Source organism: Peribacillus sp. TH27, from assembly GCF_016650915.1.
Classification (GTDB): domain Bacteria; phylum Bacillota; class Bacilli; order Bacillales; family DSM-1321; genus Peribacillus; species Peribacillus butanolivorans.
In genome coordinates this window covers 5,015,133-5,034,151 of sequence record NZ_JAEKEV010000002.1, presented here as the reverse complement: position 1 = coordinate 5,034,151, position 19,019 = coordinate 5,015,133, and the positions used below count along the sequence as shown (strand labels likewise).

At 40.1% G+C, this 19,019-nt stretch carries 17 protein-coding genes; 1 reads left to right on the top strand and 16 read right to left on the bottom strand.

The features are described 5' to 3' along the window. Window positions 1–148: 148 nt before the first annotated feature. Together JFU24_RS25655 and mce are read right to left on the bottom strand one after the other, a co-directional pair. The gene (locus tag JFU24_RS25655; RefSeq protein WP_201223722.1) at window positions 149–1,699 is read right to left on the bottom strand and encodes an acyl-CoA carboxylase subunit beta; all 1,551 of its coding nucleotides are present in this window, start codon (window positions 1,697–1,699) and stop codon (window positions 149–151) included. After that, a complete protein-coding gene (mce, locus tag JFU24_RS25650; RefSeq protein ID WP_201185731.1) occupies window positions 1,696–2,118 on the bottom strand; it encodes a methylmalonyl-CoA epimerase in 423 nt (140 codons plus the stop codon). The genes JFU24_RS25655 and mce overlap by 4 nt, the downstream gene beginning before the upstream one ends. 172 nt (window positions 2,119–2,290) lie before the next feature. On the opposite strand from mce, the gene prli42 reads away from it, so the two are divergent. Continuing rightward, window positions 2,291–2,386 (top strand): stressosome-associated protein Prli42, encoded by a 96-nt coding sequence (gene prli42 / locus JFU24_RS30880; RefSeq protein ID WP_152952297.1) that lies wholly within the window; start codon window positions 2,291–2,293, stop codon window positions 2,384–2,386. A gap of 44 nt (window positions 2,387–2,430) precedes the next feature. Here prli42 and JFU24_RS25640 read toward each other — a convergent pair whose 3' ends face one another. From JFU24_RS25640 to bcd, 14 genes are all read right to left on the bottom strand, one after another. Further along, complete coding sequence (locus JFU24_RS25640) at window positions 2,431–2,940, bottom strand: L,D-transpeptidase (protein ID WP_201185733.1); 510 nt, start codon at window positions 2,938–2,940, stop codon at window positions 2,431–2,433. Window positions 2,941–2,971: 31 nt separating this feature from the next. Next, the gene (locus tag JFU24_RS25635) at window positions 2,972–3,961 is read right to left on the bottom strand and encodes an aromatic acid exporter family protein (RefSeq protein ID WP_201185735.1); all 990 of its coding nucleotides are present in this window, start codon (window positions 3,959–3,961) and stop codon (window positions 2,972–2,974) included. A 188-nt stretch (window positions 3,962–4,149) separates the two neighbouring features. Further along, window positions 4,150–4,872, bottom strand: a complete 723-nt coding sequence (locus JFU24_RS25630; RefSeq protein ID WP_201185737.1) for an amino acid ABC transporter ATP-binding protein — start codon at window positions 4,870–4,872, stop codon at window positions 4,150–4,152. Next, window positions 4,865–5,524 carry an amino acid ABC transporter permease gene (locus tag JFU24_RS25625; RefSeq protein WP_053346889.1) on the bottom strand — a complete coding sequence of 220 codons (660 nt, stop codon included), beginning with the start codon at window positions 5,522–5,524 and terminating at the stop codon, window positions 4,865–4,867. Before JFU24_RS25625 ends, JFU24_RS25630 begins: the two co-directional genes overlap by 8 nt. A 127-nt stretch (window positions 5,525–5,651) precedes the next feature. Further along, window positions 5,652–6,455, bottom strand: coding sequence for a transporter substrate-binding domain-containing protein (locus JFU24_RS25620; protein ID WP_180320477.1), 804 nt, complete (start codon window positions 6,453–6,455; stop codon window positions 5,652–5,654). 336 nt (window positions 6,456–6,791) lie between these two features. After that, on the bottom strand, window positions 6,792–7,229 hold the full coding sequence (locus JFU24_RS25615; protein ID WP_034308239.1) for a BrxA/BrxB family bacilliredoxin: 438 nt from the start codon (window positions 7,227–7,229) through the stop codon (window positions 6,792–6,794). A 212-nt stretch (window positions 7,230–7,441) separates the two neighbouring features. Beyond that, complete coding sequence (meaB, locus tag JFU24_RS25610) at window positions 7,442–8,569, bottom strand: methylmalonyl Co-A mutase-associated GTPase MeaB (protein WP_201185739.1); 1,128 nt, start codon at window positions 8,567–8,569, stop codon at window positions 7,442–7,444. Then, window positions 8,569–10,761: a methylmalonyl-CoA mutase gene (gene scpA, locus JFU24_RS25605; RefSeq protein WP_053346892.1), complete on the bottom strand. Its 2,193-nt coding sequence runs from the start codon at window positions 10,759–10,761 to the stop codon at window positions 8,569–8,571. The genes meaB and scpA overlap by 1 nt, the downstream gene beginning before the upstream one ends. A 1-nt stretch (window position 10,762) precedes the next feature. Further along, a complete protein-coding gene (locus tag JFU24_RS25600) occupies window positions 10,763–12,640 on the bottom strand; it encodes a methylmalonyl-CoA mutase family protein (protein WP_201250683.1) in 1,878 nt (625 codons plus the stop codon). Between the two features lie 371 nt (window positions 12,641–13,011). After that, window positions 13,012–14,292, bottom strand: a complete 1,281-nt coding sequence (locus JFU24_RS25595) for a dihydrolipoamide acetyltransferase family protein (RefSeq protein ID WP_201223720.1) — start codon at window positions 14,290–14,292, stop codon at window positions 13,012–13,014. Between the two features lie 26 nt (window positions 14,293–14,318). After that, window positions 14,319–15,302 (bottom strand): alpha-ketoacid dehydrogenase subunit beta, encoded by a 984-nt coding sequence (locus tag JFU24_RS25590; protein ID WP_053346895.1) that lies wholly within the window; start codon window positions 15,300–15,302, stop codon window positions 14,319–14,321. Between the two features lie 12 nt (window positions 15,303–15,314). Beyond that, window positions 15,315–16,310: a thiamine pyrophosphate-dependent dehydrogenase E1 component subunit alpha gene (locus JFU24_RS25585; RefSeq protein ID WP_201185745.1), complete on the bottom strand. Its 996-nt coding sequence runs from the start codon at window positions 16,308–16,310 to the stop codon at window positions 15,315–15,317. A 24-nt stretch (window positions 16,311–16,334) separates the two neighbouring features. After that, window positions 16,335–17,756, bottom strand: a complete 1,422-nt coding sequence (gene lpdA, locus JFU24_RS25580; protein ID WP_201185747.1) for a dihydrolipoyl dehydrogenase — start codon at window positions 17,754–17,756, stop codon at window positions 16,335–16,337. Between the two features lie 130 nt (window positions 17,757–17,886). Then, window positions 17,887–18,984: a Leu/Phe/Val dehydrogenase gene (gene bcd / locus JFU24_RS25575; protein WP_201185749.1), complete on the bottom strand. Its 1,098-nt coding sequence runs from the start codon at window positions 18,982–18,984 to the stop codon at window positions 17,887–17,889. Window positions 18,985–19,019 lie beyond the last annotated feature (35 nt).

Below are 19,019 nucleotides of genomic sequence, written 5' to 3'. Positions count from 1 at the left end.
TGTGTCTTCTTACATGTCGATAGATCAAATTGAACTATCGAATGCAGAGGAGGACACGGATCTATGATAAGTTATTTACTACTTCATACTTAACTTCGCCAAAAAGAAGCCCAAAACAGATTTGTTTTGGGCTCCTTACAAGTTAGAATCACAACGGAATATTTCCGTGTTTTTTCCATGGTCGAGTTTCTTTTTTGTTGCGTAGCATTTCAAGAGATTGAATAATCTTGATCCTGGTTTCTCGAGGATCAATAACGTCATCTACCATCCCAAGACTTGCAGCTACATATGGATTGGCAAATTTCTCACGGTATTCTTCAATTTTATCTGCACGAGTTGCTTCCGGGTCTTCACTATTTTGAATTTCACGGGCAAAAATGATATTCGCTGCTCCAGCAGATCCCATAACCGCAATTTCAGCATTAGGCCATGCAAACGTAAGGTCCGCACCGATTGATTTACTATTAAGAGCCACGTAGGCGCCGCCGTATGCTTTACGGAGAATGATTGTCAATTTTGGCACTGTTGCTTCAGAATACGCATATAGCAGCTTTGCTCCGTGACGAATTATGCCACCGTGTTCTTGTTTAACACCAGGAAAGAAGCCAGAAACGTCTTCAAACGTAATTAATGGAATGTTAAACGAATCACAGAAACGAATAAAACGGGCAGCTTTATCAGATGAATCAATATCCAGCCCTCCTGCTAATACTTTTGGCTGGTTACAGACAAGTCCCACCACTTTTCCTTTAATACGTGCCAGACCGACCACAATGTTTTTCGCAAATCCAGCTTGTACTTCCATGAACGAACCATCATCGACAACTTGCTCCAATACTTTACGAACATCATATGGACGAATCCCTTCATATGGAACAACATCCGTTAAGTCTGGACGGTAGTCATCTTCATCGTCTGCCTCCAAAACTGGTGGCTTTTCTTCATTGTTTTGTGGCAGATAACTTAGAAGACGTCTAACATCCTCTAAAACTTGTTCCTCTGAAGCTCCCTTGAAATGAGCATTGCCACTTATTGTGTTATGTACTGTTGCCCCACCTAATCCTTCAGATGAAATCTTTTCGCCTGTAACCGTTTCAATAACTTTTGGTCCTGTAATGAACATCTGACTCGTTTTTTCAACCATGAAGACGAAGTCCGTTATCGCTGGAGAATATACTGCTCCACCAGCACAAGGCCCCATAATAACAGAAATTTGTGGAATAACCCCTGAATATATAGAGTTACGATAGAAAATCTGACCATATCCGTCCAGAGAAACTACTCCTTCTTGAATACGCGCTCCACCAGAATCGTTTAAACCAATGAACGGGGCTCCATTTTCTGCTGCCAAATCCATAACATTGGCAATTTTCAGAGCATGCATTTCCCCTAGTGCTCCACCAAATACGGTAAAGTCTTGTGAGAACAAATAAATATCGCGCCCATTGACTTTTCCGTAACCAGTGACAACCCCTTCTCCTGGCCCTTCTGCCTTTTCCATACCAAAATTAGTATTACGGTGTTTGATAAAAGGATTTAGTTCAATGAACGTGCCTGGGTCCACTAAAAGTTCAATTCTTTCCCTTGCTGTAAGTTTACCCTTCTCATGCTGCTTATCGATTCTTTCTTCACCGCCACCTAGTTCTACTTTCCGGCGTCTGTCGTACAAGTCATTAATTGTTTCATATATATCTGTCATTTCTGCTCCTCCTTTGATTCAGCTCTTTCACAAAGCTCATATAATACACCCGCTGTTGATTTAGGGTGAACGAAAGCAACATCAGCATGGTGCGCTCCTTTTCTTGAGGTATCATCAATCATCCGAATGCCTGATTCTTTAATTTCTTTAATCCGATCTTCGATATGTTCTACACCTAGGGCAACGTGATGAATACCTTCACCGCGTTTTTCGATAAATTTGGCAATTGGGCTTTCTGGTGACAACGCTTCCAACAACTCTAAACGAGTATTTCCTGCTAAGATAAAGGCCACTTTAACGCCTTGGCTTTCTACTGTCTCAATTCCTTCGAGCTCCAACTTTAGCGTATCAGTGTAAAGCGGCAAAGCTTCATCAAGTGACTTAACAGCTATGCCGATATGATCGATATTTTTAATCATTCAAATAAACCCCTTTTGCTATGTACTATTAGACACCTCTATTAAAATTCTACTAATCTGGTTGAAAAAGCCTTTAACTTTCGGAATAATGAGAACATTATACTTTTGCTTGTTTCTACTAAATGTTCAAGTTAAAATAATATTAATCAAACTGTTTTGAGGAGAGAGCATAATGAGAAATAAAAAAATAAGAAAGATCGTTGTGTATTTAATGCTTATCTCGATGATATTAACGACCTTATTATCAGGTATCGCATTTCTTTTGTAATAGATATCCGGAAGGGAGAGGGGAGCCAAAAGCTTCCCTCTTCTTTATTTAATGGCTCCATATTTTTTTGCCAATGTTTTAAAATCCTCGTTTGATATAGTAATTAACACCTTTGATCCAATCGGGACTTTTTCATACAAACGCTCTACATCGGATTTATGCATTCGTACGCAGCCATTTGAAATATATTTTCCAACTGATGCAGGTTGATTTGTACCATGTATCCCATAAATTCTGCCATCGGTATTTCGTGCGTCAAATCCAATCCACCTTGATCCAAGTGGATTCCTAGGGTCGCCACCCGGAATATTCTTTTTTCGATAATAGGGATTAACCGCTTTGACCTTAACCGTAAATAATCCTTCAGGTGTCAATTCTTGACTCTTTCCTGTGCCGACCGGTAGTATCTCCTGAACCGCGTTATCATCGATAAAGGCCAATTTGTTGTTAGCTTTATTGATGATTATAAACGGGTCACCGGTCTTAACAGGTTGAGCCTGTACCTGAAGTGGCAACATAGACAGGATAAGCAATAAAGAAAGGATGCATTTCATTTCTATCAATTCCTTTACTTTTTTGCTTAGTTTAAGCCAAGTGCCTCTTTTTCATTCGATTATTGGTCGGCTTAGGTAATCCCTTGAAGGAATGCTTAAGCAATAAGTAGCGCTCCATTTCCTTCATGAGCTGCAGTAACGCGGCCCTTGATTCAAACTCTTCTCGGGTTAGCGGAAGTTCCATTCCCCTAAAAAATATCTCCATTTCTTCAAGCTTCTTCAGATAAAGTATGGCTGTATTTTGCGGGTGAACATTTTCTGCAAGATCTTCTATAAAATCAGCCACTATCCCGCTTTGCTTAACTATCAGAGGAATATTTGTAACTAAAGGAAGAATCCGCTCAATTATTTCAAATTGCTTTTCACGCATCTTGAAATAATGGTAATAAAGGTCTTCTTCCCTTAAAAAATGATTTTCAACGTCTCGGAAAGCAAGGCTTTTTGCTTGATTAAGAAGATTAGCTGTTTCTGTAATTTCCTTTCCATCCCAGGTGTGATCATTATCCCGTAAATAGCGAACAATCCCCATCAAAATCGCACTAAAATTAGTTTCAATTTTTTCCTGATAGGCAAGCAGTTTCTCATCAAGACTAGGCATGTACAGATTCATGACAAGCGCTACCCCTACTCCTACGGCGATTAATATCGTTTCATTAATCAGAAGAGCAAAAGAAATGTCACCCGACCCATATAGATGCATGATAATGACGCTGCTCGTTACAATCCCTTCATTAATCTTCAAAGCAACTGTAGTTGGAATGAAAATCAAAAGAATCAATCCTATTATCAATGGATGGAAGGCAATAAACTGAAACAATAGGGTGGAATAAACCATTGCGATTATACAAGCCAAAAATCGATGCCAGGAGGCATACACCGATTTCTTTTTTGTAACTTGTATGCATAAAATCGTAATGATTCCCGCTGCCGAAAAATGATCCAGGTTAAGCATTTGTGCAATAATAATTGCCAAGGTTGCCCCCAAAGCAGTTTTAATCGTTCTGTATCCGATTTTAAACATTGTTATGTATCACCTGGCTCTTTCACTATCTATTATAATACTATCAGCAATTCAGATAATTTTACAGTCCTTAGAACGAAAATTTTCAATTTTTAAAAATACATTTTCTCAAAAATACATTATATGGATAAAATAAAAAAGGTAACCAAAAGTTACCTTTTTTTATAATTATATACGAATACTTTGGCTTATAAAACTTTTTCTAAAAAGTCTTTTGCACGCTGACTTTTCGGATTGGAAAAGAACTCTTCAGGAGCACTTTCTTCAACAAGCAGGCCTTCGTCTAAGAAAAGTACACGATCGGCCACTTCTTTAGCAAACCCCATTTCATGCGTTACAATCAGCATAGTCATCCCTGTATGAGCAAGCGACTTCATAACGTCGAGTACTTCTTTTACCATCTCAGGATCAAGTGCTGAAGTAGGCTCATCAAAAAGCATTACTTCCGGGTTCATCGCCAATGCGCGAGCAATAGCGACCCTTTGTTTTTGTCCACCGGATAGACGGTTAGGATAAGACGATTCTTTATCAGCCAACCCGACTTTTTTCAAAAGCTCACGAGCTTGATTTACCGCTTCTGCCTTCGATAATTTTTTCACCTTCATAGGCGCGTATGTCAAATTCTCTAGCACGGTTTTATGAGGGAATAAATGAAAATGCTGAAATACCATCCCTACATTTTCACGGACTTTCATTATGTTGGTCTTTTTTTCAGTAATACTTTGATCCTTAAACCAAATTTGGCCATCAGTTGGTGTCTCAAGCATATTGATACATCGTAAGAAAGTTGATTTTCCTGAACCAGAAGGACCGATAATCGCTAACACTTCACCCTGTCCTATCTCGGTGCTAATCCCCTTTAATACTTCGAGCTTACCATAATTTTTTTTTAGTTTATCAATTTTAATCACTGCGTCTCATTCTCCTTTCAATTACTTTGCCTAAGATGGTAAGAACCATTACCATCACATAATAAATGAGACCGGCAAATAAAATCGGCTCGAAGAATTTATATGTCTCACCGCCGACAATATAAGAACGGCGCATAATATCTCCTAATCCAATAATTGTAACAACTGCAGATTCCTTTGTTAAAGAAATCAATTCGTTCACAAGAGATGGCAAGATATTCTTGATCGCCTGCGGCAGAATAATGTTAAGCATCATGCTAGAATAGGGCACCCCAAGTGCAAGCGCAGCCTCACGCTGACCTTTATCAACCGCTAATATACCTCCCCTGATTATCTCTGAGATATATGCGGCAGAGTTTAAGCCGAAAGCTAAGAATGCTGCTTGAAATGCTTCGATTTGAATTCCTAATATTTGTGGTGAACCAAAATAAATAAGCATCAATTGCAGGACTAATGGTGTACCGCGGAAAATCGATGTATAAAAGTCAGCAATCCAATTTAATGGCTTAATTCTACTGATTTTCAGTATTGATAATAATATCCCCAATATAAAACCGATGACAGCCGCAACCGCTACAACCTTTAAAGTAGTCGGTATTCCCTCCATAATATATGGAAGGGACGGCCTAATCGTCTCAAAATCCAGATTCACTCCATTCATCCTCTCTTATGAAGGCCAGTACCTAGGCCCTTCTTGCTTCATTTTCAAAAACAATAAAGCGCGGAAAAACGTTCAGAAGGCATACTAAATGCTTCTGAACGCTTTTCATCTCTCTGTATTATTCAGTTTCGCTGCCGCCAAACCATTTTAGTATTAATTTTTCCATTTCACCATTTTCTAGCATTTTTTTCAATTCAGTATTAAATTCTTCTGTTAACTTGCTCCCTTTTTGGAAAGCAATTGCTGAACCAGCATCCTCTTCACCAGACTCGATCACATAGCCTACTAAATCTTTATTGTCCTTTAAATAGCCCTTAGCCACAGTATCTTCCATTATTACTGCATCAAAACGTCCTGAAGACATTTCTTGAACAACTTCTGGAATCCTATTTCGTTTTTCAACTTTCATCCCGATATCTTTATTTTTATTCAAGTCAGTTGCCAATGTCTCTTGGATGGACGCAAGCTGTACGCCTACCGTTTTCCCTTTTAAATCTTCAACGGTTTTAATCTTACTGTCTTTTGTCGTAACAATCATGTTTTTAGCTGTATAGTAAATGTCACTAAAATCGACTGATTGCTCACGTTTAGCTGTCGGAGTCATTCCAGAGATAACAAAATCGATTGATTTATTTTCAAGTGCCGGTACAAGGCTATTAAAGTCAATATCCTTCACTTCAACCTCATAACCTAATTTTTTACCGATGGCCTTAGCGATATCAATGTCAAATCCTTTTATTTCATCGCTTTTCGAAGTTTCAACATATTCAAAAGGCGGATAATCCGCAGAGGTTCCCATTACTAGAACTTTTTTGTCTTTATTATCAGCTGTGTTAGTATCTTTTTTCTCTGATGTTCCGCATGCTGCTAAAATACCTACTAATAAAACAGAAGTAAGCAACAATGCTAACTGCTTTTTCAACTTCATTATTATTCCTCCAAAATGATATTTTCAATTCTCTTGGTATTAAATTTAGTTTTTGTTAAATTATTAATTAATTTGATTAACTAATATTCATACACTAATATGTATTTTAACACACTCTAGTAATTATTCAATAACGTTAAAAATAGATTTATTTTTTAGAATATTCTCATAACTAATTTTATTTTTCATACATTTACTTCATTTAAAGCATATCTGTTTGCCTTATCTATCTTTTATCCTAAAAGTTCCTTAATTATGCAGAATAATGAATAAAAAAACCCGCCAAATTGGCGGATTTCATCCTTGTAAGTTAGCTTACAAAAAAGTAACTTACACTTCTTCGCAATATTGATCGAAGTAATCTTGCAATTTTTCGACAACAGACATTGGATGATGCCCTTCGATTTCATGACGTTCTATCATCGTAATGATTTTTCCATCCTTCAGTAGAGCAAATGATGGTGAAGACGGTGGATAACCTTCGAAATAATCACGGGCCTTCTCCGTTGCTTCTTTATCTTGACCAGCAAAAACAGTTACAAGCTGATCAGGGCGCTTATCATTATGAATGGCATGAGCTGCAGCCGGTCTAGCAATCCCTCCTGCACATCCACAAACAGAGTTGACCATAACAAGAGTCGTTCCTTTTTGTGCAAAAACTTCTTCTACTTCCTCAGGGGTAGTCAGTTCTGTATATCCAGCAGTCTTAATCTCATCGCGAGCTTGTTTGACCACGTCGTTCATTAAAAAATTGAAATCCATATTCATAGTATGTGCTCCTTCCAAGTTTTCTCTTCAATCCTATCATAACAATTGCCTCATCTTGATTCAATATATTTACCTTGTAAAACAACAGAAAGCACAGAACTAACATGTTTAAACGAAAAAGAAGCGGGAATCATATAGTTTACAACAAGATAATTTCATCTACAAAAGGATGGGGCATTATGCGTAGCATTTATGCCCCATCCTTTTCTTTTTTAATTTGACTTAAAAGTATCCGTGAAAGATTGAAATGCTTGCTGAACAGCAGTAGTAACGGTTTTATTCCCGGACATTACCTGGTTTTCGAGCACAGGAAGCAGACCTTTAACGGTTTCATTTTTATAGAACATCGTTTTGAGTTGGTGATCAATTAATGAATATAACCATTCTTTAGATTGCATCCTTCTCCGCTCTTGAAAAACACCTGACTCATTCGTTGTATCAGAGAACTCCTGTAGCACATCCCAAAGCTCGGGAATCCCTTTACCAGTTACTGAAGAACAAGTGTATGCTTTTCCTGCCCATCCTTTGGTTGCAGGCTGAAGGAAATGCAAAATTCTACTGTATTCTGACTTTGTTCTAATCGCAAGCGGAATGTTCTCACCATCTGCTTTATTGACCACAATTCCATCTACAAGTTCCATAATCCCTTTTTTCATGCCCTGTAATTCATCCCCTGCACCTGTAAGGACAAGCAACATGAAAAAGTCGACCATGCTCCGGACAATTGCTTCACTCTGACCAACACCTACTGTTTCTATCAATATGACATCAAATCCTGCCGCCTCACAGAGCAACATCGTTTCCCTCGTTTTACGGTGAACCCCGCCCAAGGTTCCTTCCGATGGGGATGGCCTGATGAAGGCACGAGGATTTCGTGCAAGCTCCTCCATCCTCGTCTTGTCCCCAAGTATACTTCCTCCATTGATTGAGGAACTCGGATCGACAGCCAGGACTGCCACCATATAACCCCTATCACATAAATAGTTACCAAACGTCTCGATAAATGTACTCTTTCCGGCACCCGGTACGCCAGATATCCCGATGCGAAGCGAGTTCCCTGTATGAGGCAAAATAGAATGCAATAATTCTTGTGCCAAATCAAAGTGGTGGGGAGCATTACTTTCTACCAGTGTAATCCCTTTAGCAAGCTTTGCTCTTTCGCCTTTTATGATACCTTCTTTAAGTTCAGGGATCGAAATCTTTACATTGTGCTTTTTGACGAATTTGTTTTTCGAAGCTTTATTATGGCTGGCTGCTAATTCCACACCTGGCTTTAATGAAGAAGCAAAACCTTCCTGATTGTTGAGATCGACCCATTCCGGCTTCTTGTCTTCACTCATTACTGCGCCACTTCCTCATATCCGAGGCGATTGTATATTTCCTGAAGCACTTTTTTCGCTGCCTGAGGAATGACTGTACCAGGACCAAAAATGGCAGAAGCACCATTTTGCATTAAATAATCATAATCCTGCGCAGGAATAACACCGCCGACGATGACAATAATATCTTCACGACCTAATTTTTTTAATTCTGACATCAGCTGTGGCAACAATGTTTTATGGCCGGCAGCAAGCGAACTCATACCGACAACATGAACATCATTTTCAACGGCTTGAAGCGCAGTTTCTTCTGGCGTTTGAAATAGCGGTCCTATATCAACATCATAGCCTAAATCAGCAAAACCTGTTCCGACTACTTTCGCTCCACGGTCATGTCCGTCCTGACCCATTTTAGCCATCAGTAACCGTGGTCTTCTTCCTTCATTTTCAAGGAATTCTTCTGTCATTTGGACGACTTCCTCAATCTCTGCTTCTTTTGAATAAGCAGAGCTATATACACCACTGATAGAACGGATTGTTGCTTTGTGACGTCCAGCCACGTCTTCGATAGCATCAGAAATTTCACCAAGCGAAGCCCGTACGCGGGTAGCCTGCACAGCTAATTCAAGCATGTTGCCTTCACCTGTTCTAGCAGCCAGAGTTAGCGCTTGAAGAGCTTCATCGACCATAGCCTGATCACGGTTCGCTTTTAATTCGCTCAAACGCTTTAGCTGACTTTCGCGAACTGCCGTATTATCAATTTCCAGTATTTCAATCGGATCTTCTTTTTTCAGACGATATTTATTGACGCCAACGATTGTTTCATCTTGAGAGTCAATTTTAGCCTGACGTTTCGCTGCCGCTTCTTCGATTCTCATTTTTGGAAGACCAGTTTCAATTGCCTTAGCCATCCCGCCAAGCCCTTCGATTTCTTCGATATGAGCCCAAGCCCGTTCAATTAATTCATTAGTGAGCGACTCAACGTAATATGAACCCGCCCATGGATCAATAACCTTTGTAATTCCTGTTTCCTCCTGCAGATAAAGCTGTGTATTACGAGCAATACGAGCCGAGAAATCAGTTGGCAAGGCAATCGCCTCATCTAATGCGTTCGTATGCAGGGATTGTGTATGACCAAGTGCAGCCGCATGTGCTTCAATCAAAGTCCGTGCGACATTGTTAAACGGATCCTGCTCAGAAAGGCTCCATCCTGAGGTTTGAGAATGGGTTCTCAATGCCATTGCTTTTTTATTTTTCGGTTCAAATTGTTTCATTAGTTTTGACCAAATAAAACGGCCCGCCCTCATTTTCGCTACTTCCATGAAGTAGTTCATTCCTACAGCCCAGAAGAATGAAAGACGTGGTGCAAATTTATCGATATCGATTCCGGCTTTCATTCCTGTACGTGCATACTCAAGTCCATCAGCCAACGTATAGGCGAGCTCGATGTCCGCCGGAGCACCTGCTTCTTGCAAATGATAACCGGAAATGGAGATCGAATTAAATTTAGGCATATATTTGGATGTATACTCAAAAATATCAGCTATAATTTTCATCGACATCTCAGGTGGATAGATATACGTATTCCGAACCATATATTCCTTTAAAATGTCATTTTGAATCGTACCTGAAAGTTTATCCTGTGTAACCCCTTGCTCTTCAGCTGTCACAATATAAAAAGCCAGAATAGGTAATACCGCACCATTCATCGTCATCGATACTGACATTTGATCAAGCGGAATTCCGTCGAACAAGATTTTCATATCAAGAATGGAGTCAATTGCAACTCCCGCTTTTCCAACATCACCGACAACACGCGGATGGTCTGAGTCATAGCCACGGTGAGTAGCTAAATCGAAGGCAACTGAGAGACCCTTTTGCCCCATCGCTAGATTACGTCGGTAAAACGCATTGGATTCCTCAGCTGTCGAAAAGCCTGCATACTGCCGGACGGTCCAAGGGCGATTAACGTACATGGAAGGATATGGCCCTCTTGTAAACGGAGCAATACCTGGCACACTTTCCATATGCTCCAACTTGTGATTATCTTCTTTGACATAAAGCGGTTTAACCCTTATTTGTTCATTCGTTTCAAACAAAAGGTCGTCAATATTTTGTTCAACTGCTATCTCGGCTTCTTTTCTCCATGCTTCAACCGTTCCTTTTATCTCAGCCTTAGCAGGATTTATGGTAGAAAAATTCGGTTTTTTCATCTTAGTTCACCCCTAGCGCTTGTAGTAATTCTATCAAAATTGCTACAGCATTCGTTTTAACATGGATAAATTCTTTAACTCCGGCTTCACTTAGTGAGATTTCCAATTCTTCTGTCTGCTTACCGGCTATATAAAGATTAATTTCAGGGAACTGCTTTTTAATTTCTTTGATTGTCGTTTTTGCTAATTCCGAGTATTCATTATCACTGCCACAAACACAATAGATGGGAAGATTTGTTGATGCTACGTAATCGACTGCATCCTGGATTGATTGACAGCCTGCACTTTCTACTGTTTCAATGCCCCCTGCTGCAACTAGCCCCTTAACAAAATCAGCACGAGGTTTGTAGGATTTAAGTTCTTTTAAATTAATTAATCCGATTTTCGGGGCTTCTCCACTACGTTGTTTAAAAGTTTCACTCCGTAATCTTAACTGTTCGAATTGGACTGAAATGCGCTCCAACGTAATTGGTGTAATCTCCACTGGCTTCTCTACAACCATATATGACACCTGTTTTTCTTGTGTTGGAGTTTTGATCTTATCTGCGGGATTCGGATATACATTCGTTCCGATAATACTTTCTTTTCTTAACGCAGCATTTTGAATTCTTCCTTGGTAAACTTCAACTAAATCTGCCTGTAAGGAGCCGTGCTTAATTGCTTCAAAAATTCCACCAGCTGTATCGATTTCAAGGAACTTCATCCACGCTTTTTCAGCCAGTTCATCCGTCAATTGCTCTACATACCAAGAACCGCCTGCAGGATCGACCACTGTCGTAATATTCGTTTCTTCTTTTAATATCAAGTGTGTATTTCGTGCGATTCTTTCTGAAAAATCATCAGATTCCCCGAATGCATGATTAAATGGATGAATTTGCAAATATTGAATTCCTCCAATCGCAGCAGCAAAAGCTTGATTGGTGGTACGAAGAATGTTGACGTGCTGATCATATAGGGTTTCTGTCAATTCGGACGTTACAGCGTGTATTGCCATTTTAAAATGATGTGGAGCTGTATCAAAGGCTTCAGCAAGACCAGCCCAAAGTCGCCTAGCCGCTCTCAGCTTCGCAATTGACATAAAGTAATTGGAGTCAACTGCAAAAGAAAATACGATTTTTTCTGTAATCTCAGATATAGAAAGCCCTTGTTTTTGACCTTCCAATACATATTGGACAGCTACAGCCAATCCGTAAGCAATCTCTTGAACAGCATTGGCCCCGCCATTATGGAATACAGCAGTATTAACCAGAACTGTCTTTAAATTTGGTCCAACTTTTTGATAATCTTGAACTGTTTTTATCCATTCAGCAAAATATTGGTCTGTATCTTCTGGGAGCTGACCACCAATAAGCCATTCTGCAATTGGATCCTCTGCCAGCACACCTTTCAACTGGGCTTTTTGCAGATCCGCAACAGCTTTGATTTGTGGGAAAAATTCTTTTTGTTTCCCCTTAAGGTCAATGAACACTGGGAGTTCCTTTAACGGGATATTATTAAACAATTTTTCAATTCTTGCCCCCTCAGCAAGTAAACGAGCCGGGTATGCAACGACATTTTGACCGCGCTTAAATGCCGCTTGCATCTTTTCATTTGCCTCATCTGCTGTGATACCGCTTACAGGCTGAACGACAAGCCAAGGTTGTTCATAATAACCTGTCGGAGTAATTCCGCGAGTAAATGGAAAAAATCCCGGTAATTCTGCTGTTTTTGCTGCTGAATCCTCCTTTTCTGTATAGAGTGGATTTAAAGTAATACCCTCATATGTATATGTTTTTAATTTTTCAACACTTTTACCTTTTAAACTGACTTCTGTAGCTTCTTTCCACTCTTCTAACGAAGGTTTAGGAAAGGTTATGTTTTTTACATCTTTCAGTTCCATCTGTAATCGCTTTCTTATCGTTTACTACCCGAATCGCTCTATCCCTTAATAACGGAGACCGAACGCTCAGTCAGTTAATAAGAAAACCGCCCTCCCATCTAATAATCTGAATTATAATAACATTCTACCATATTTTTCTTGAAATTTAAGCTAATAGAAATTAGTACAGTCTGTTGTATAGAAAGTCTATACCATTTCTATTGAAGTACAGTTAGCTGTGTATTAGAACAGCTCTCTATAAAATAATAAGCAAAAATAAAAATTTTGTCGATGTTTTTCTATTTTCCAATAAAAATTTATTAATAAACAAGTAATGAAGCACAGAAAAAAAGGAAGAAACCTTCTAGGCTCTTCCTCCTTCTTCCCTTATTCTAGTAAATAGATGTATTGTCTTCGGTAATCTTTTCGATGATTTCTTTAACTCTTGCAAGGAATCGGCCGCATACCAGTCCGTCCAATACACGATGGTCTAGTGACAAACAAAGGTTTACCATGTCACGGACCGCAATCATGTCGTTAATAATCACCGGCCGTTTTACTATTGTTTCGACTTGTAGAATAGCTGCCTGTGGATAATTAATAATTCCCATGGATTGGACGGAACCGAATGAACCAGTGTTATTTACAGTGAACGTACCTCCTTGCATGTCCTCCGATTTTAATTTACCTGCCTTCACTTTAGATGCAAGTTCTTTTATCTCCCTAGCAATACCTTTAATTGATTTTTCATCTGCATTTTTTATGACAGGTACAAATAAGGCATCTTCTGTGGCAACGGCTATTGAAATATTGATTTCTTTCTTTTGAATGATTTTATCTCCTGCCCACATCGAGTTGATTTCCGGAAATTCCGTAAGAGCTTGAGCAACTGCTTTTACAAAGAATGCAAAGTAAGTTAAGTTGTAGCCTTCTTTTTGTTTAAAATCGGTTTTTAGTGAATCACGTAACTTTACCATGTTGCTTGCGTCAACTTCTACCATCGTCCAAGCATGAGGAATTTCATGCTTACTTTTTAACATATTGGAAGCAATCGCTTTCCTCACCCCGGTAACGGGTATTTCCCTGTCCCCAGTCGCAGTCGGAATTATGATTTCTGTACTAGCTCGCTGAGTGACTGGTGAGATAGTCTCTTCGCGAACGGATTCGGGAATAGCGGAAGGAGCATCAGCTTTAGGAAGAGTACCGGATTCAAGAAGTTTCAGTAAATCTTTACGGGTAATCCGTCCCTCACTTCCTGTACCTTTTACTTTGGAAAGGTCAATTCCATGTTCCTGAGAGAGTTTTAATACAGCTGGTGAAAAGCGGGTTTTCCCTGGTGCTTCACTAGATGTGTGAACATCCCTTGTTTCATTTGAATCATTTTTCTCACTATATGACTCTGCTTGACCTTCCGTTTTTTCTGCTTTTACCGTTTCAACTTCAATCGAGCAAATAACTTCTCCTACTGCCAACGTTTGATTTTCGTCTGCTTTCAATTCCTTAATGATACCGGTAAAGGAAGAAGGAACCTCAGCATTTACTTTGTCTGTCATCACTTCAGCAAGCGGGTCATATTTAGTGACACGATCCCCTGGCTTAACAAGCCATTTACTGATAGTTCCCTCTGTGACACTTTCACCTAGTTGAGGCATTTTCATTAGTTCCGTAGCCATGATTTGTTCCTCCTACTTATCAGTCATTAAAACTCAGCCAGTTCTCTCATCGCTTTTTCCACTTTATCTGGATTCACCATAAAATGTTTTTCCATCGTAGGAGCATATGGCATGGCAGGAATATCAGGACCGGCTAACCGTTTAATCGGAGCATCCAAATCAAATAGGCAATGTTCGGCAATGATGGCTGCGACCTCACTCATAATGCTTCCTTCTTTATTATCCTCTGTAACCAGTAAGACTTTCCCCGTTCTAGAAGCCGCTTCAATGATAGCTTCCTTATCTAATGGGTACACGGTTCGCAAGTCCAGAATATGAGCAGATATACCATCTGCAGCTAATTTTTCTGCTGCCTGGAGTGCAAAATGCACACAAAGACCATAGGATATGACCGTGATGTCTTCCCCTTCTCTTTTCACATCGGCTTTGCCAATGGGAAGTACATAATCTTCAGTTGGTACCTCACCTTTAATCAAGCGGTAAGCGCGTTTATGTTCAAAGAAAAGCACTGGATCTTCATCTCGAATGGCTGCTTTAAGCAACCCTTTTACATCATAGGGAGTGGAGGGCATGACAATTTTCAAGCCCGGTTGATTTGCAAAGAGAGCTTCAACAGATTGCGAATGATATAGGGCTCCATGAATCCCTCCCCCATAAGGTGCACGTATGACGATAGGACAGCTCCAATCATTATTAGAACGGTATCTAATTTTGGCCGCTTCTGAGACAATTTGGTTTACAGCCGGCATGATAAAATCAGCAAATTGCATTTCAGCTATCGGCCGAAGACCATACATAGCGGCTCCAATTCCAACTCCTGCAATTGCTGATTCAGCTAGGGGAGTATCAATAACTCTGGCTTCACCAAATTGGTCGTATAATCCATTAGTAGCTTTGAAGACCCCACCTTTTTTCCCTACATCTTCTCCCAGTACAAACACACGAGAATCTCTTTCCATCTCTTCCCTCATTGCCATTGTAACGGCATCTATATAAGAAATCACTGGCATTCTATTACCCCCTTACTTTTGTGCATACACATGATTCATAGCACTTTCAGCCTTCGGATATGGAGCATTTTCGGCATAGTCAGTTGCTTCGTTGACTATTACCATCACTTCATCATTCATTTGTTTTTCAAGCGCATCATCCATAATTCCTGTTTCCTTTAAATACGCTCCAAAGGTCTTGATGGAATCCTTTGTCTTCGCTTCTGCCACTTCGTCCGCAGTTCGGTAGCTTCTGTCATCATCATCACTTGAATGAGGGGTGAGCCTATACGAAACCGTTTCAATCAAAGTGGGTCCCTCGCCCCTGCGAGCACGGTCTGCCGCTTCTTTAACCGCTTCGTATACTTCTAATGGGTCATTGCCATCCACAGTTATTCCAGGCATACCATAGCCAATCGCCCGATCCGAAACATTTTCACAGGAAAGTTGTTTCGAAATAGGAACAGAAATCGCATATTTATTATTTTCACACATAAAGATGACCGGAAGCTTATGCACACCTGCAAAATTTGCTCCTTCATGAAAATCTCCCTGGTTGGATGAACCCTCTCCAAATGTGACGAATGTAACTAGATCCTTCCCTTCCATCTTCCCGGCAAGGGCAATTCCCACTGCATGGGGAACCTGAGTCGTTACAGGGGAAGACCCAGTGACAATTCGGTTTTTCTTCTGGCCAAAATGACCTGGCATTTGCCGTCCACCAGAATTGGGATCTTCCTCTTTTGCAAATCCTGAAAGCATCAAGTCCTTTGCGGTCATTCCAAATGTCAGAACCACTCCAACATCTCGGTAATAGGGTAATACATAGTCCTTTTGACGATCCAATGCAAACGCAGCCCCAACCTGAGCTGCCTCCTGTCCCTGACAAGAAATTACAAAGGGGATTTTCCCGGAACGGTTCAACAGCCACATCCGCTCATCAATCCTACGGGACAAAAGCATTGTCCGGTACATATCTAAAACTGTTTCCTCATTTAAGCCTAATTGTTCATGACGTTTTTCTACCATCATAAAACCTCCTGACCTTATTCTTTATGAATGAATGGCAAGTCCATCGACTGCTAACGCTGCCTCGCCGATTGCTTCAGAAAGACTTGGATGTGGATGAATCGTTTTTGCTACTTCCCAAGGTGTCGCATCTAGTACTTTTGCAAGACCTGCTTCAGAAATCATATCGGTTACATGTGGTCCAATCATGTGAACGCCTAAGATATCATTCGTTTTTTTGTCTGCAATGATTTTGACAAAACCATCTGCTTCCCCGAAAACGAGGGCCTTACCTACTGCCCTGAACGGAAACTTTCCTGTTTTAAGGTCATAGCCTTCCTTTTTTGCCTGTTCTTCTGTCAAACCAACACTTGCAGCTTCGGGACTTGAATATACACATTTTGAAATAAGCGAATAATCTATACGCTCAGGTTTATTGCCTGTCATATGTTCAACAGCTGTAATACCTTCATGGGAGGCAACGTGTGCCAACTGCAAACCACCGATACAATCACCGATTGCATAGATATGTGTTTCTTTAGTTTGGAAGAACTCATTGGTTTCGATAAAACCTTTTTCTTTCACTATTTCTGTATTTTCAAGGCCGATTCCTTCAACATTTGCCGATCTGCCTACGGAAACCAGCATTTTTTCAGCTGTGAATTCCTCGGTGGTTCCTTTTATTTCAGCAGAAATAGATACCGAATCTTCTATTTTCAGCGTTTCCGATAATACCTTAGCCCCTGTAACAAACTTGACGCCTTTTTTCGTTAGAAGACGAAGCATTTCATTTGAAATCTCATGGTCCTCAGTCGGGATGATTCTATCTGCATATTCCAGAACCGTTACTTCCACACCAAAATCATTCAGCATCGAGGCCCATTCAATACCAATCACACCCCCGCCTACAATAATAATTGATTTTGGCAAGCTCTCTAGCTTTAGTGCTTCATCAGACGTAAGTACATATTCTCCATCAATAGGTAAACCGGGTAATGTCTTCGGGCGTGAACCGGTAGCAATAATGATATTCTGAGGGATAAGCATTTCATTTTCACTGCCATTATTCATTTCTACGGAAATCGTTCCGGGCATCGGTGAAAATATAGATGGACCAAGTATACGCCCTAAGCCTTCATAAACCGTTATCTTCCCTTGTTTCATTAAGTGTTGAACCCCTCTATAAAGTTGATCAACAATTTTATTTTTTCTGTCCTGCACCTTAAGGAAATCTACATTAACATCCCCGGTGACAATACCGAATTCCTCACTTTTCACTGCAGTCTGATACACTTCTGCACTTCTTAAAAGCGCTTTTGAAGGGATACAGCCTTTATGTAGACACGTCCCGCCGAGTTTGCCTTTCTCCACGACAGCCGTTTTCAAACCTAATTGAGCAGCCCTAATTGCTGCCACATACCCGCCTGTTCCTCCGCCTAGGATAACAAGGTCAAATTCTTCAGCCAAAACCACTCCTCCTCACTATTAAACAGTTGTTACCGTTTTTACTTGCCCTATGTTTATTACGTTATCAATGTTGAAAATTCCTGTGTTTATCAAAAAAAAACACAGGAATCTATATCTTTTACAACTTAAATCATCTTCGTCCATTTAAGATATGCTTTTCATTTTGTAGAAATTGACTCCGTGAATTCCGCATACGTTCAATGCGCTCCTCTGCCATCCTATCAGCTGCTTTATAGGTTGGGATATTATCACGTTTTGCAATCTCAATGACTCGTTCAATGGTATCATAAACCGTTTCCACTTTCTTAAGAGCTCTTTCCCGGTTATAACCTAAAAGCTCATCAGCCACATTTATGACTCCACCTGCATTAATTACATAATCAGGAGCATACACAATTCCTTTTTCATGTATTTGGTCACCATGAACAGGTTCTTTTAACTGATTATTAGCTGCACCTGCAATGACCTTAGCTTTGATTTGATTAATCGTTTGATCGTTTATTACAGCACCTAATGCACAAGGTGCATAAATATCACATTGAACACCATAAATTTCATCAGGATTTACGGCAGTTGCACCAAAGGATTCGACTGCTCTGGCTACACTCTCTTTATTAATATCCGTAACAATCAGCTTAGCGCCCTCCTCATGAAGGTGACGGCATAAGTTATAAGCTACATTCCCGACACCTTGGACTGCAATCACCTTGCCTTCTAGAGAATCAGTGCCGAATGCTTCTTTTGCTGCAGCTTTCATACCCCGATATACCCCGTAAGCAGTAACAGGTGAAGGGTTACCTGAAGAACCGAATGCAGGGGAGATACCTGTCACGAAGTCTGTTTCTTCGTGAATGAGATCCATATCTTCAACCGTTGTTCCAACATCTTCAGCTGTTATATAACGACCATTCAATCCTTGGATATATCTGCCGAATGCACGGAACATTTCTTCATTTTTATCCTTGCGTGGATCGCCGATGATGACCGTTTTTCCTCCTCCTAAATTTAAGCCAGCGGCTGCGTTCTTATAAGTCATTCCTTTTGAAAGCCTTAAAGCATCTTCTATGGCTTCTTCTTCTGTAGCATACGTCCACATCCGCGTGCCTCCAAGAGCAGGCCCTAAAGTCGTATCATGAATAGCAATAATCGCTTTTAATCCAGATTGTTTATCCTGACAGAAAAGAAGTTGTTCGTAATCATATTTTTCAAGATATTTAAAAATTTCCATAAAAGAATCCTCCCTAGATGTTTTTATTAAGTGAC